The following is a 14,572-nucleotide window of genomic DNA, read 5'->3' as shown; positions in this document are numbered from 1 at the left end:
TGTACCTATCTGCACAGTAATGGTGCAATTTAGGTGGTTGACAGAAGTTTTGTGGGAAAAGACTGTAAGAAAACACCGGTACAGCAGTACAGTTTTTGTCGAGTCAGGCTCGGGTGACGGCCTTTAATCAAAACTGTATTTGCGATAGCGGTGATCCAGCTGTATCAGACGGCCAACATGCGCCCGGTCTCTTCGAGGTTGACGTGCCAACTCAGTGCATCGCGCAGGATGTGCGGGGTATGTCCACCCAGGGCGCAGGCTGCTTCGAAATAATCATTCAGAGCTTGGCGGTAGGACGGGTGCACGCAGTTGTCGATGACCACTCGTGCCCGCTCCCTTGGCGCCAGGCCGCGCAGGTCGGCCAGGCCGATCTCGGTCACCAGGATGTCGACATCGTGCTCGGTATGGTCCACATGGCTGACCATCGGCACGACACTGGAAATGGCACCGCCCTTGGCAATCGACTTGGTAACGAAAATCGCCAAGTGGGCGTTGCGGGCGAAATCCCCCGAACCGCCAATGCCATTCATCATCCGAGTGCCGCAGATATGGGTGGAGTTGACGTTGCCGTACAGGTCGAACTCCAGCGCGGTATTGATACCGATGATGCCCAGGCGGCGGACGACCTCGGGATGATTGGAGATCTCCTGTGGGCGCAGGACCAGTTTGTCCTTATACCTTTCCAGATTTCCGAATACATCGGCGTTGCGTCGGCTCGACAGGGTGATAGAGCTGCCGGAGGCGAAGCTCAGCTTGCCAGCGTCGATCAAGTCAAATGTCGAGTCCTGCAGGACCTCGGAATACATGGTCAGGTCTTCGAAGGGGGAATCGATCAGCCCGCACATCACGGCGTTGGCGATGTTGCCAATCCCGGCCTGCAACGGCCCGAGCTTGTTGGTCATGCGCCCAGCCGCAACTTCCTGCTTGAAGAAGTCGATCAGATGATCGGCGATGGCCTGGGTGTCGCTGTCCGGTGACGCGACGGTCGAAGGCGAGTCCCCTTGGTTGGTGATGACAATGGCGGCAATTTTTTCCGGCGGGATCGGGATAGCGGGGCTGCCAATACGGTCGTCGACTTTCACCAGGGGGATTGGGGTGCGGGTCGGGCGATAAGTCGGGATATAGATGTCGTGCAGCCCTTCCAGGTTCGGGTTGTGGGCCATGTTGATCTCGATGATCACTTGCCGGGCGAAGATGGCGAAACTGGCCGAGTTACCTACCGATGTGGTCGGTACGATATGCCCTTGCTCGGTGATGGCCACCGCTTCGATCACGGCAATGTCGGGCAGCTTGAGCTGGCCGTTGCGCAGTTGTTCAACGGTTTCCGAGAGATGCTGGTCGATGAACATCACCTCGCCTGCGTTGATCGCCTTGCGCAACGTGCTGTCGACCTGGAATGGCATACGCCGCGCCAGCACGCCGGCCTCGGTGAGTTCCTTGTCGAGATCGTTACCCAGGCTCGCACCCGTCATCAGGCTGATTTTCAGCGGAGTGACCTTGGCGCGCTCAGCCAGGGCGTGGGGCACTGCTTTCGCTTCTCCGGCGCGGGTAAAGCCGCTCATGCCGACGGTCATGCCGTCCTGAATCAACAAGGCTGCTTCGGCAGCGCTCATCACTTTATTCAATAACGAAGGCAAGCGGATGCGATCACGGTACATAGGTTGTTATCTCGGGCTGGAAAGCAAGATGCGCAGTCTAGTGAATTCGCGCGGTGCCCGACCCGCTACAAAGGTCGCATTTAAGGCCTCTATTACGGGTGTTTCAGGCAAAACATTATTACCGGATCGGTAACGTTCGGCCTTGATACAAATCAAAACGCCCCGACGAGTCGGGGCGTTGATGGCGAAGCCGTGAGTGTTATTCCACTGCTTTGACCATGTCTTCAATGACCTTCTTGGCGTCACCGAACACCATCATGGTCTTGTCGAGATAGAATAGCTCGTTGTCCAGGCCGGCATAGCCGCTGGCCATCGAGCGCTTGTTGACGATGATGGTCTTGGCCTTGAAGGCCTCGAGGATCGGCATGCCGGCAATCGGCGACTTCGGATCGTTCTTCGCCGCCGGGTTGACCACGTCGTTGGCGCCCAGTACCAGCACCACGTCGGCCTGGCCGAACTCGGAGTTGATGTCTTCCATCTCGAACACCTGGTCGTAAGGCACTTCGGCCTCGGCCAGCAGGACGTTCATGTGCCCGGGCATGCGACCGGCCACCGGGTGGATCGCGTATTTGACGGTCACGCCGTGGTGGGTCAGCTTCTCGGTCAGCTCTTTCAGCGCGTGCTGCGCTCGTGCCACCGCCAAGCCATAGCCCGGCACGATGATCACCGTGTCGGCGTTGGTCAGCAGGAAGGTCGCGTCGTCAGCCGAACCGGATTTCACCGGGCGGGCTTCTTTCGAACCGGCCGGGCCAGCAGCATCTGCTGTGTTGCCGAAACCGCCGAGCAACACGTTGAAGAACGAACGGTTCATCGCCTTGCACATGATGTACGAGAGGATCGCACCGCTCGAACCCACCAACGAACCGGCAATGATCAGCATCGAGTTGTTCAGCGAGAAACCGATACCTGCTGCGGCCCAACCGGAATAACTGTTGAGCATCGAGACCACCACCGGCATGTCCGCGCCGCCGATCGGGATGATGATCAGCACGCCCAGGACAAACGCCAGGGCCAGCATCAAGGCGAACGCGCCGAGGTTACCGGTGAACATAAAGGTCAGGCCCAGGCCCAGCGTTGCCAGGCCCAGGATCAGGTTGAGCTTGTGCTGACCACCAAACTGTACCGGTGCGCCCTGGAACAGACGGAACTTGTACTTGCCCGAGAGCTTGCCGAACGCGATCACCGAACCGGAGAAGGTAATTGCACCAATGGCTGCGCCGAGGAACAGCTCCAGGCGGTTACCCGCCGGAATCGAATCACCCAGTTGCTTGACGATGCCCAGGGATTGCGGCTCGACGACCGCTGCGACAGCAATGAACACCGCCGCCAGGCCGATCATGCTGTGCATGAACGCCACCAGCTCCGGCATCTTGGTCATCTCGACGCGCTTGGCCATGATCGAGCCAGCGGTGCCGCCGATCAGCAGGCCGACGATGACGTAGCCGATGCCGGCTGTCGCTAGCTCAGCGCCCAGCTTATAGATGAGGCCCACAGTGGTAAGCACCGCCAGCGCCATGCCGAGCATGCCGAACAGGTTGCCTCGGCGTGACGTGGTGGGGTGCGACAGGCCTTTGAGGGCCTGGATGAAGCAGATCGACGCGATCAGGTAGAGCGTCGTTACCAGGTTCATGCTCATTACTTGGGCGCCTCTTCTTTTGCGGCTTTCGGGGCTTTTTTCTTGAACATCTCAAGCATGCGGCGCGTCACCAGGAAGCCACCGAATACGTTGACCGCGGCCAGGGCCACGGCGAGGGTGCCCATGGTCTTGCCCAGAGGCGTTACGGTCAGCGCGGCAGCGAGCATGGCGCCGACGATCACGATCGCCGAAATGGCGTTGGTTACCGCCATCAACGGCGTGTGCAGCGCGGGTGTTACGTTCCAGACCACGTGATAACCGACATAAATCGCCAGCACGAAGATGATCAGGTTGTAGATACCGGGGGAGATAAGCTCTTCCATTGTCTGAATCCCTGCTTAGGCGTTTTTGCGGATGACTTGGCCGTCGCGGCACATCAGGCACGCGGCAACGATGTCGTCTTCCAGGTTCACGTCGAACTGACCTTCCTTGGTGAAGACCAGCTTCAGGAAGTCCAGCAGGTTGCGGGCGTACAGCGCCGAAGCGTCAGCCGCGACTTCACCGGCCAGGTTGGTCGGACCGCAAATGGTCACGCCATTCTCGACAACCACCTGATCGGCCACGGTCAGCGGGCAGTTACCGCCCTGGGCTGCCGCGAGATCGATGACCACCGAGCCGGGTTTCATCTGCGCGACGGTTTCGGCGCTCAGCAGCGTCGGTGCCTTGCGGCCCGGAATCAATGCGGTGGTGATGACGATGTCCGCCTGCTTGGCGCGCTCGTGCACCGCTTGGGCCTGGCGCTGCATCCAGCTGGCCGGCATCGGCCGGGCGTAACCACCGACGCCGACGGCGCATTCACGTTCTTCGTCGGTTTCGTAAGGCACGTCGACGAACTTGGCGCCGAGGGATTCGATTTGTTCCTTGACCGCCGGACGCACATCCGAGGCTTCGATCACCGCGCCCAGGCGCTTGGCCGTGGCAATCGCCTGCAACCCGGCCACGCCCGCGCCGAGAATCAGCACGCGCGCCGCTTTCACGGTGCCTGCGGCGGTCATCAGCATCGGCATGAAGCGCGGGTAGTGGTGGGCGGCCAACAGTACGGCTTTATAGCCGGCAATGTTCGCTTGAGACGACAGCACATCCAGGCTTTGGGCGCGGGAGGTACGTGGCGCGGCCTCAAGGGCGAAAGCGGTGATGCCGCATTCGGCCAGCTTGGCGATGGTTTCGTTGTTGAACGGATTGAGCATGCCCACCAGAACGGTGCCGCTCTTGATCAGCGTCAGTTCGCTGTCGCTGGGGGCAACCACCTTGAGAATCAGCTCGGCCCCGAATGCATCACTGGCACTGCCAATGGTTGCGCCCGCCGCCTCATAGGCACTGTCGATAACGCTGGCCTTGATGCCGGCGCCGCTTTGAACAGTGACTTTATGGCCTTGGCCAATCAGCTTCTTGATGGTTTCCGGGGTAGCAGCAACCCGTGTTTCACCCGTTTGGGTTTCGAGGGGAACACCAATGTGCACGTCAAATCTCCTGCGTGATCTTATTGAGTAAACCCAGGCACTTCGGATGGTGCGGCTGGGGCGGCCGATCAGCACGATCCCGCCAAACCAGGCGGGGCGCGGCATTTTGCAGGCGAAAATTCAGCCCTTCAAGGGATTATGACGGGTGACGGAAAATTAACTACAAGTCACCCTGTGACCGAATGTCGCAATTATCGATCGGCATCCCTTGTAGGCCGTGCTTTCCAAGGATTCAGGTTCAAATTGACAACTTTTCCCATCGGCCAGGTGAATAGGCCCTGATGCGCTGCACAATATGGCTCAAAGCCATGTATTTAAACGCTTTGGAGACTACTGCACGGGCTTCATAACAGATTGACTGAATGCGACATAAACTTATATCTGTAGCGACCTTTGTTAGTTGACTACCTAAGTAAGCCTTAGGTTTTTCCTTTTTAATCAAGGAGATAGCTAGTGGCCTGCTTCACTAGCCAATCGCGAAAAGCTCGAAGAGAGGCGGATTCGACCTTTCGCTCTGGAATCATCAGGTAGTAGGCCTTGATGCTCGATAGCGCGCTACGGTTGGCCACGACCAGTCGTTTCTCTGCCAGCTCGCGCTGGATCAAGAAGGGTGGAATCAGCGCAATGCCCATGTCGTGCATGGCCGCTTGGGCAAGCATGGAGAATAGTTCATAACGCGGGCCTGTCAGGTCTCGTGCAATGTTCAGGTTCTGGGCATTGAACCACTGGCGCCATGCATACGGGCGAGTGGTCTGTTGGAGCAAGGGCAATTCGGCGATGGCCTCTGGTGTCAGGCTCGTCCGATCTCCCAGTAAGGTAGGGCTGCATACCGGCATCGGATTTTCGCCCATCAGTTTGTGGGATTCGGTACCGGACCAGTCCGCATCACCAAAATAGATGGCGGCGTCAAACTCTGTGTCCGCAAAGAGAAAGGGCCTTGTGCGGTTGGTCAGGTTGACGGTGACTTCCGGATGCTGCTGCTGGAAATCCTTGAGGCGTGGTAGCAGCCATTGAGTACCGAAGGTTGGAACCACGGCCAGTTCGATCACGTTCGCACCGGTGTGTCCCATCACTGAAAGAGCGTCGCGCTCGACGGCGTCCAGTTGGGTGGCGACTCGACGGCTGTAGGAAAGGCCGGCTTCGGTCAGTTTGACGCCTCGACGCGAGCGTCGGAAAAGCTCCACGCTGAGGAAGTCTTCCAGGCTGGCGATTTGTCGGCAGATCGCGCCCTGCGTAAGAGAAAGCTCGTGCGCAGCCTTGGTGAAGCTCTCATGACGTGCGGCAGCCTCGAAACTGATCAGGGCGGTGGTGCTGGGGATTTTACGGCGCATGTACGCAAGCCTCACTCAATATCGACATAAACGGGGTTTATGGCGTTTACGGAGTGAGAAATTAGCACAAGATAGTGCGCAATCCTCGTTTGCCCTTGTAGGAAAGCGCGCCTAGGATCAATCCACGATTTTCATTTAATTGGCGAGGACTCTTTCATGGCCGGTAAAGCGAGCTTCAACTGGATCGATCCATTGTTGCTGGATCAGCAGCTCACCGAAGAAGAACGCATGATCCGCGACACTGCTGAGCAGTTCGCCCAGCAGAAGCTCGCGCCGCGGGTGCTGGAAGCGTTTCGTCATGAGAAGACCGACCCGGCGATTTTCCGCGAGATGGGTGAGATCGGCCTGCTGGGGGCAACCATTCCTGAGCAGTACGGTGGCAGTGGGCTGAACTACGTCAGCTATGGCCTGATCGCTCGTGAAGTCGAGCGCGTCGATTCCGGTTATCGCTCGATGATGAGCGTGCAGTCCTCGCTGGTCATGGTGCCGATCAATGAATTCGGTACCGAGGCGCAAAAACAGAAGTATCTGCCGAAGCTGGCGTCTGGTGAATGGATCGGTTGCTTTGGGCTGACCGAGCCGAACCATGGTTCCGACCCGGGCGCGATGATTACCCGGGCGCGCAAAGTGGAGGGCGGCTACAGCCTGACGGGTAGCAAAATGTGGATCACCAACAGTCCGATCGCCGACGTCTTTGTCGTCTGGGGTAAGGACGACGCCGGCGATATCCGCGGCTTCGTGCTCGAGAAGGGCTGGAAGGGCCTGAGTGCGCCGGCCATTCACGGCAAGGTCGGGTTGCGCGCCTCGATCACTGGCGAAATCGTGATGGACAACGTATTCGTTCCAGAAGAGAACATCTTCCCGGATGTCCGTGGCCTGAAGGGCCCTTTTACTTGCCTGAACTCGGCGCGCTACGGCATCTCCTGGGGCGCCTTGGGGGCCGCTGAGTTCTGCTGGCATACCGCTCGCCAGTACACGCTGGACCGCCAACAGTTTGGGCGTCCGCTGGCTGCCAATCAGTTGATTCAGAAGAAGCTGGCCGACATGCAGACCGAAATCACGCTGGCCCTGCAGGGATGCCTACGTCTTGGACGTATGAAAGATGAGGGCACGGCGGCGGTCGAGATCACCTCGATCATGAAGCGCAACTCCTGCGGCAAATCCCTGGATATCGCTCGCATGGCGAGGGACATGCTGGGTGGCAACGGTATTTCCGATGAGTTTGGCGTCGCTCGTCATCTCGTGAACCTGGAAGTCGTAAACACCTACGAAGGCACCCACGATGTTCATGCGCTGATCCTGGGGCGTGCGCAAACCGGTATCCAGGCGTTCTATTAATAGGGGAACGTCCATGGGCGCGCTTTCGCATCTGCGGGTATTGGATTTATCGAGGGTCCTGGCCGGGCCGTGGGCCGGACAGATCCTGGCGGACCTGGGGGCTGATGTCATCAAGGTCGAGCGTCCCGGCAATGGTGACGACACCCGCGCCTGGGGGCCGCCTTTCCTGAAGGATGCCCGAGGCGAGAACACGACCGAGGCTGCTTATTATCTGTCGGCCAATCGCAACAAGCAGTCGGTGACCATCGATTTCACGCGTCCGGAGGGGCAGCGGCTGGTGCGAGAGCTGGCGGCCAAGTCCGACATCCTGATCGAAAACTTCAAGGTTGGCGGGCTGGCGGCTTATGGTCTGGACTATGAGTCGCTAAAGGCGATCAATCCGCAATTGATCTACTGCTCAATCACTGGGTTTGGCCAGACCGGCCCTTATGCCAAGCGTGCCGGGTATGACTTCATGATTCAGGGGCTGGGGGGCTTGATGAGCCTGACCGGTCGCCCTGAGGGCGATGAGGGTGCGGGGCCGGTGAAGGTGGGGGTCGCGCTGACGGATATCCTCACGGGGCTGTATTCGACTGCTGCTATTTTGGCGGCGCTGGCGCATCGTGATCATGCCGGCGGCGGGCAGCACATCGATATGGCCTTGCTGGATGTTCAAGTGGCTTGCCTGGCCAATCAGGCGATGAACTACCTGACCACGGGCAACGCGCCGAAACGGCTGGGCAATGCACATCCGAACATCGTGCCTTATCAGGATTTTCCTACGGCCGATGGCGATTTCATCCTTACGGTGGGTAACGACGGCCAGTTCCGAAAATTCGCTGAGGTTGCCGGTCAACCGCAGTGGGCTGATGACCCGCGTTTTGCCACAAACAAGCTGCGGGTGGCGAATCGGGCGGTGTTGATTCCGTTGATTCGCCAGGCGACGGTGTTCAAGACCACCGCCGAGTGGGTGACTCAATTGGAGCAGGCGGGTGTGCCGTGTGGGCCAATCAACGATCTTGCCCAGGTGTTTGCCGATCCTCAGGTGCAGGCACGTGGATTGGCGATGGAATTGCCTCACGTACTGGCTGGTAGCGTGCCTCAGGTGGCGAGTCCGATTCGACTCTCCGAGACGCCGGTGGAATATCGCAATGCGCCCCCTTTATTAGGGGAGCATACGCTGGAGGTCCTGCAGCGAGTGTTGGGGCTGGACCAAGCAACGGTGACGGCGTTCAGAGAGGCGGGGGTTCTTTGAGTCTTCTCTTCTATATAGAGGGAGGTTCTTAAGGACAAAAGCAGCGGGTTTGCCCGTGTTGCGCAACTTATTGATAGAAAAGCGAAATTAAGGGTTGACGGCAGATTCTGGAAGTCTATAATTCGCCCCACTTCCGGCGCAGTCGAAACGGAAAACTCCTTGAGATTCAATGAGTTAAGTAAGTTTCGAAGGTGTTGGGCTTCAGTTCATCGAAGCCCGGAAGGAGCAGGTAGAGCGGTGTTGTTTGGCTCTATCAGCGGTTCGATCTTCTCGGTCGAAAGCGGTGAAAAAGAGGTGTTGACAGCAGCGAGTAACGCTGTAGAATTCGCCTCCCGCTAACGAGAGATCGGAAGCGCAAGTGGTTGAAGTTGCAAAGGAAACTTTGAAAACTTCTGAAAATAACCGCTTGACAGATACACGGGGCGCTGTAGAATGCGCGCCTCGGTTGAGACGAAAGACTCAGCCAACCGCTCTTTAACAACTGAATCAAGCAATTCGTGTGGGTGCTTGTGGGGTCAGACTGCTAGTCAACAGATTATCAGCATCACAAGTTACTCCGCGAGAAATCAAAGATGTAACCAACGATTGCTGAGCCAAGTTTAGGGTTTTCTCAAAACCCAAAGATGTTTGAACTGAAGAGTTTGATCATGGCTCAGATTGAACGCTGGCGGCAGGCCTAACACATGCAAGTCGAGCGGTAGAGAGGTGCTTGCACCTCTTGAGAGCGGCGGACGGGTGAGTAATGCCTAGGAATCTGCCTGGTAGTGGGGGATAACGCTCGGAAACGGACGCTAATACCGCATACGTCCTACGGGAGAAAGCAGGGGACCTTCGGGCCTTGCGCTATCAGATGAGCCTAGGTCGGATTAGCTAGTTGGTGGGGTAATGGCTCACCAAGGCGACGATCCGTAACTGGTCTGAGAGGATGATCAGTCACACTGGAACTGAGACACGGTCCAGACTCCTACGGGAGGCAGCAGTGGGGAATATTGGACAATGGGCGAAAGCCTGATCCAGCCATGCCGCGTGTGTGAAGAAGGTCTTCGGATTGTAAAGCACTTTAAGTTGGGAGGAAGGGCATTAACCTAATACGTTAGTGTTTTGACGTTACCGACAGAATAAGCACCGGCTAACTCTGTGCCAGCAGCCGCGGTAATACAGAGGGTGCAAGCGTTAATCGGAATTACTGGGCGTAAAGCGCGCGTAGGTGGTTCGTTAAGTTGGATGTGAAATCCCCGGGCTCAACCTGGGAACTGCATTCAAAACTGTCGAGCTAGAGTATGGTAGAGGGTGGTGGAATTTCCTGTGTAGCGGTGAAATGCGTAGATATAGGAAGGAACACCAGTGGCGAAGGCGACCACCTGGACTGATACTGACACTGAGGTGCGAAAGCGTGGGGAGCAAACAGGATTAGATACCCTGGTAGTCCACGCCGTAAACGATGTCAACTAGCCGTTGGGAGCCTTGAGCTCTTAGTGGCGCAGCTAACGCATTAAGTTGACCGCCTGGGGAGTACGGCCGCAAGGTTAAAACTCAAATGAATTGACGGGGGCCCGCACAAGCGGTGGAGCATGTGGTTTAATTCGAAGCAACGCGAAGAACCTTACCAGGCCTTGACATCCAATGAACTTTCCAGAGATGGATTGGTGCCTTCGGGAACATTGAGACAGGTGCTGCATGGCTGTCGTCAGCTCGTGTCGTGAGATGTTGGGTTAAGTCCCGTAACGAGCGCAACCCTTGTCCTTAGTTACCAGCACGTAATGGTGGGCACTCTAAGGAGACTGCCGGTGACAAACCGGAGGAAGGTGGGGATGACGTCAAGTCATCATGGCCCTTACGGCCTGGGCTACACACGTGCTACAATGGTCGGTACAGAGGGTTGCCAAGCCGCGAGGTGGAGCTAATCCCACAAAACCGATCGTAGTCCGGATCGCAGTCTGCAACTCGACTGCGTGAAGTCGGAATCGCTAGTAATCGCGAATCAGAATGTCGCGGTGAATACGTTCCCGGGCCTTGTACACACCGCCCGTCACACCATGGGAGTGGGTTGCACCAGAAGTAGCTAGTCTAACCTTCGGGAGGACGGTTACCACGGTGTGATTCATGACTGGGGTGAAGTCGTAACAAGGTAGCCGTAGGGGAACCTGCGGCTGGATCACCTCCTTAATCGACGACCGCAGCTGCTTCATGAGCTCCCACACGAATTGCTTGATTCATTGAAGAAGACGATAGAAGCAGCTTTAAGCTCCAAGCTGATAGCTCATAGCTAACAGTTACAAGCTCGAAATTGGGTCTGTAGCTCAGTTGGTTAGAGCGCACCCCTGATAAGGGTGAGGTCGGCAGTTCGAATCTGCCCAGACCCACCAATTTTGTAATGGGGCCATAGCTCAGCTGGGAGAGCGCCTGCCTTGCACGCAGGAGGTCAGCGGTTCGATCCCGCTTGGCTCCACCATAAACTGCTTCTGAAAGCTTAGAAATGAGCATTCCATCAAAGTGATGGTGAATGTTGATTTCTAGTCTTTTGATTAGATCGTTCTTTAAAAATTTGGGTATGTGATAGAAAGATAGACTGAACGTTACTTTCACTGGTAACGGATCAGGCTAAGGTAAAATTTGTGAGTGGCTCTTAGAGCCAGATCGAATTTTCGGCGAATGTCGTCTTCACAGTATAACCAGATTGCTTGGGGTTATATGGTCAAGTGAAGAAGCGCATACGGTGGATGCCTTGGCAGTCAGAGGCGATGAAAGACGTGGTAGCCTGCGAAAAGCTTCGGGGAGTCGGCAAACAGACTTTGATCCGGAGATGTCTGAATGGGGGAACCCAGCCATCATAAGATGGTTATCTTGTACTGAATACATAGGTGCAAGAGGCGAACCAGGGGAACTGAAACATCTAAGTACCCTGAGGAAAAGAAATCAACCGAGATTCCCTTAGTAGTGGCGAGCGAACGGGGACTAGCCCTTAAGCTTCTTTGATTTTAGCGGAACGCTCTGGAAAGTGCGGCCATAGTGGGTGATAGCCCTGTACGCGAAAGGATCTTAGAAGTGAAATCGAGTAGGACGGAGCACGAGAAACTTTGTCTGAATATGGGGGGACCATCCTCCAAGGCTAAATACTACTGACTGACCGATAGTGAACTAGTACCGTGAGGGAAAGGCGAAAAGAACCCCGGAGAGGGGAGTGAAATAGATCCTGAAACCGTATGCGTACAAGCAGTGGGAGCCCACTTTGTTGGGTGACTGCGTACCTTTTGTATAATGGGTCAGCGACTTATTTTCAGTGGCGAGCTTAACCGAATAGGGGAGGCGTAGCGAAAGCGAGTCTTAATAGGGCGTCTAGTCGCTGGGAATAGACCCGAAACCGGGCGATCTATCCATGGGCAGGTTGAAGGTTGGGTAACACTAACTGGAGGACCGAACCGACTACCGTTGAAAAGTTAGCGGATGACCTGTGGATCGGAGTGAAAGGCTAATCAAGCTCGGAGATAGCTGGTTCTCCTCGAAAGCTATTTAGGTAGCGCCTCATGTATCACTGTAGGGGGTAGAGCACTGTTTCGGCTAGGGGGTCATCCCGACTTACCAAACCGATGCAAACTCCGAATACCTACAAGTGCCGAGCATGGGAGACACACGGCGGGTGCTAACGTCCGTCGTGAAAAGGGAAACAACCCAGACCGTCAGCTAAGGTCCCAAAGTTATGGTTAAGTGGGAAACGATGTGGGAAGGCTTAGACAGCTAGGAGGTTGGCTTAGAAGCAGCCACCCTTTAAAGAAAGCGTAATAGCTCACTAGTCGAGTCGGCCTGCGCGGAAGATGTAACGGGGCTCAAACCATACACCGAAGCTACGGGTATCACGTAAGTGATGCGGTAGAGGAGCGTTCTGTAAGCCTGTGAAGGTGAGTTGAGAAGCTTGCTGGAGGTATCAGAAGTGCGAATGCTGACATGAGTAACGACAATGGGTGTGAAAAACACCCACGCCGAAAGACCAAGGTTTCCTGCGCAACGTTAATCGACGCAGGGTTAGTCGGTCCCTAAGGCGAGGCTGAAAAGCGTAGTCGATGGAAAACAGGTTAATATTCCTGTACTTCTGGTTATTGCGATGGAGGGACGGAGAAGGCTAGGCCAGCTTGGCGTTGGTTGTCCAAGTTTAAGGTGGTAGGCTGGAATCTTAGGTAAATCCGGGATTCCAAGGCCGAGAGCTGATGACGAGTTACCCTTTGGGTGACGAAGTGGTTGATGCCATGCTTCCAAGAAAAGCTTCTAAGCTTCAGGTAACCAGGAACCGTACCCCAAACCGACACAGGTGGTTGGGTAGAGAATACCAAGGCGCTTGAGAGAACTCGGGTGAAGGAACTAGGCAAAATGGCACCGTAACTTCGGGAGAAGGTGCGCCGGTGAGGGTGAAGCACTTGCTGCGTAAGCCCACGCCGGTCGAAGATACCAGGCCGCTGCGACTGTTTATTAAAAACACAGCACTCTGCAAACACGAAAGTGGACGTATAGGGTGTGACGCCTGCCCGGTGCCGGAAGGTTAATTGATGGGGTTAGCTAACGCGAAGCTCTTGATCGAAGCCCCGGTAAACGGCGGCCGTAACTATAACGGTCCTAAGGTAGCGAAATTCCTTGTCGGGTAAGTTCCGACCTGCACGAATGGCGTAACGATGGCGGCGCTGTCTCCACCCGAGACTCAGTGAAATTGAAATCGCTGTGAAGATGCAGTGTATCCGCGGCTAGACGGAAAGACCCCGTGAACCTTTACTATAGCTTTGCACTGGACTTTGAATTTGCTTGTGTAGGATAGGTGGGAGGCTTTGAAGCGTGGACGCCAGTTCGCGTGGAGCCATCCTTGAAATACCACCCTGGCAACTTTGAGGTTCTAACTCAGGTCCGTTATCCGGATCGAGGACAGTGTATGGTGGGTAGTTTGACTGGGGCGGTCTCCTCCTAAAGAGTAACGGAGGAGTACGAAGGTGCGCTCAGACCGGTCGGAAATCGGTCGTAGAGTATAAAGGCAAAAGCGCGCTTGACTGCGAGACAGACACGTCGAGCAGGTACGAAAGTAGGTCTTAGTGATCCGGTGGTTCTGTATGGAAGGGCCATCGCTCAACGGATAAAAGGTACTCCGGGGATAACAGGCTGATACCGCCCAAGAGTTCATATCGACGGCGGTGTTTGGCACCTCGATGTCGGCTCATCACATCCTGGGGCTGAAGCCGGTCCCAAGGGTATGGCTGTTCGCCATTTAAAGTGGTACGCGAGCTGGGTTTAGAACGTCGTGAGACAGTTCGGTCCCTATCTGCCGTGGACGTTTGAGATTTGAGAGGGGCTGCTCCTAGTACGAGAGGACCGGAGTGGACGAACCTCTGGTGTTCCGGTTGTCACGCCAGTGGCATTGCCGGGTAGCTATGTTCGGGAAAGATAACCGCTGAAAGCATCTAAGCGGGAAACTTGCCTCAAGATGAGATCTCACTGGGACCTTGAGTCCCCTGAAGGGCCGTCGAAGACTACGACGTTGATAGGCAGGGTGTGTAAGCGCTGTGAGGCGTTGAGCTAACCTGTACTAATTGCCCGTGAGGCTTGACCATATAACACCCAAGCAATTTGTATCCTCCGAGCTGAAAAGCAAACGAGACCAGATTGCGGTGTGTGAAGACGAAACGAACCGAAAGTTCGAATCTCACAAAACACCGAAGCTATCACATACCCAATTTGCTGAAGCGAGGCCGACTGGCCACGACTCAGTACCCGAATTTCTTGACGACCATAGAGCATTGGAACCACCTGATCCCATCCCGAACTCAGCAGTGAAACGATGCATCGCCGATGGTAGTGTGGGGTTTCCCCATGTGAGAGTAGGTCATCGTCAAGATTAAATTCCGAAGCCCCTATCTGCTGATGCAGGTAGGGGTTTTGTT

Annotated in this window: 7 protein-coding genes, 2 tRNA genes and 3 rRNA genes; 7 read left to right on the top strand and 5 right to left on the bottom strand. The window is 55.9% G+C overall.

The features are described from left to right. Positions 1 to 164 precede the first annotated feature (164 nt). The 5 genes from AB4O09_RS00060 to AB4O09_RS00040 form a co-directional block, all read right to left on the bottom strand. Positions 165 to 1,658: an acetyl-CoA hydrolase/transferase family protein gene (locus AB4O09_RS00060; protein WP_003196443.1), complete on the bottom strand. Its 1,494-nt coding sequence runs from the start codon at positions 1,656 to 1,658 to the stop codon at positions 165 to 167. 199 nt (positions 1,659 to 1,857) lie between these two features. After that, positions 1,858 to 3,294 (bottom strand): NAD(P)(+) transhydrogenase (Re/Si-specific) subunit beta, encoded by a 1,437-nt coding sequence (locus AB4O09_RS00055; protein ID WP_003196445.1) that lies wholly within the window; start codon positions 3,292 to 3,294, stop codon positions 1,858 to 1,860. Beyond that, complete coding sequence (locus tag AB4O09_RS00050; protein ID WP_003196446.1) at positions 3,294 to 3,617, bottom strand: NAD(P) transhydrogenase subunit alpha part 2; 324 nt, start codon at positions 3,615 to 3,617, stop codon at positions 3,294 to 3,296. The genes AB4O09_RS00055 and AB4O09_RS00050 overlap by 1 nt, the downstream gene beginning before the upstream one ends. Positions 3,618 to 3,632: 15 nt before the next feature. Continuing rightward, on the bottom strand, positions 3,633 to 4,754 hold the full coding sequence (locus AB4O09_RS00045) for a Re/Si-specific NAD(P)(+) transhydrogenase subunit alpha (RefSeq protein WP_003196448.1): 1,122 nt from the start codon (positions 4,752 to 4,754) through the stop codon (positions 3,633 to 3,635). Between the two features lie 434 nt (positions 4,755 to 5,188). After that, positions 5,189 to 6,085: a LysR family transcriptional regulator gene (locus AB4O09_RS00040; RefSeq protein WP_003196450.1), complete on the bottom strand. Its 897-nt coding sequence runs from the start codon at positions 6,083 to 6,085 to the stop codon at positions 5,189 to 5,191. A gap of 156 nt (positions 6,086 to 6,241) precedes the next feature. On the opposite strand from AB4O09_RS00040, the gene AB4O09_RS00035 reads away from it, so the two are divergent. The 7 genes from AB4O09_RS00035 (at position 6,242) to rrf (ending at position 14,526) form a co-directional block, all read left to right on the top strand. After that, a complete protein-coding gene (locus AB4O09_RS00035) occupies positions 6,242 to 7,423 on the top strand; it encodes an acyl-CoA dehydrogenase (RefSeq protein WP_003196452.1) in 1,182 nt (393 codons plus the stop codon). A gap of 13 nt (positions 7,424 to 7,436) precedes the next feature. Continuing rightward, complete coding sequence (locus tag AB4O09_RS00030; protein ID WP_028237718.1) at positions 7,437 to 8,657, top strand: CaiB/BaiF CoA transferase family protein; 1,221 nt, start codon at positions 7,437 to 7,439, stop codon at positions 8,655 to 8,657. Positions 8,658 to 9,286: 629 nt separating this feature from the next. Beyond that, positions 9,287 to 10,823, top strand: a 16S ribosomal RNA gene (locus tag AB4O09_RS00025). A 123-nt stretch (positions 10,824 to 10,946) separates the two neighbouring features. Beyond that, positions 10,947 to 11,023, top strand: a tRNA-Ile gene (locus tag AB4O09_RS00020). A gap of 10 nt (positions 11,024 to 11,033) precedes the next feature. Further along, positions 11,034 to 11,109 (top strand) — tRNA-Ala (locus AB4O09_RS00015). A gap of 241 nt (positions 11,110 to 11,350) precedes the next feature. Further along, positions 11,351 to 14,242 (top strand): 23S ribosomal RNA (locus tag AB4O09_RS00010). Between the two features lie 168 nt (positions 14,243 to 14,410). Further along, positions 14,411 to 14,526, top strand: a 5S ribosomal RNA gene (gene rrf / locus AB4O09_RS00005). The 16S, 23S and 5S rRNA genes sit together here with 2 tRNA genes alongside, the layout of an rRNA operon. Positions 14,527 to 14,572 lie beyond the last annotated feature (46 nt).

It is taken from the genome of Pseudomonas sp. H1_F01 (assembly GCF_054681425.1).
The sequence above is the reverse complement of the archived record's forward strand: the minus strand, read 5'-3'. Positions and strand labels throughout refer to the sequence as shown.

Excerpts from the sequence above, each read along its gene's own strand:
- AB4O09_RS00060 (WP_003196443.1), bottom strand. The coding sequence starts at position 1,658 with ATGTACCGTGATCGCATCCGCTTGCCTTCGTTATTGAATAAAGTGATG.
- AB4O09_RS00055 (WP_003196445.1), bottom strand. The coding sequence starts at position 3,294 with ATGAGCATGAACCTGGTAACGACGCTCTACCTGATCGCGTCGATCTGC.
- AB4O09_RS00050 (WP_003196446.1), bottom strand. The coding sequence starts at position 3,617 with ATGGAAGAGCTTATCTCCCCCGGTATCTACAACCTGATCATCTTCGTG.
- AB4O09_RS00040 (WP_003196450.1), bottom strand. The coding sequence starts at position 6,085 with ATGCGCCGTAAAATCCCCAGCACCACCGCCCTGATCAGTTTCGAGGCT.
- AB4O09_RS00035 (WP_003196452.1), top strand. The coding sequence starts at position 6,242 with ATGGCCGGTAAAGCGAGCTTCAACTGGATCGATCCATTGTTGCTGGAT.
- AB4O09_RS00030 (WP_028237718.1), top strand. The coding sequence starts at position 7,437 with ATGGGCGCGCTTTCGCATCTGCGGGTATTGGATTTATCGAGGGTCCTG.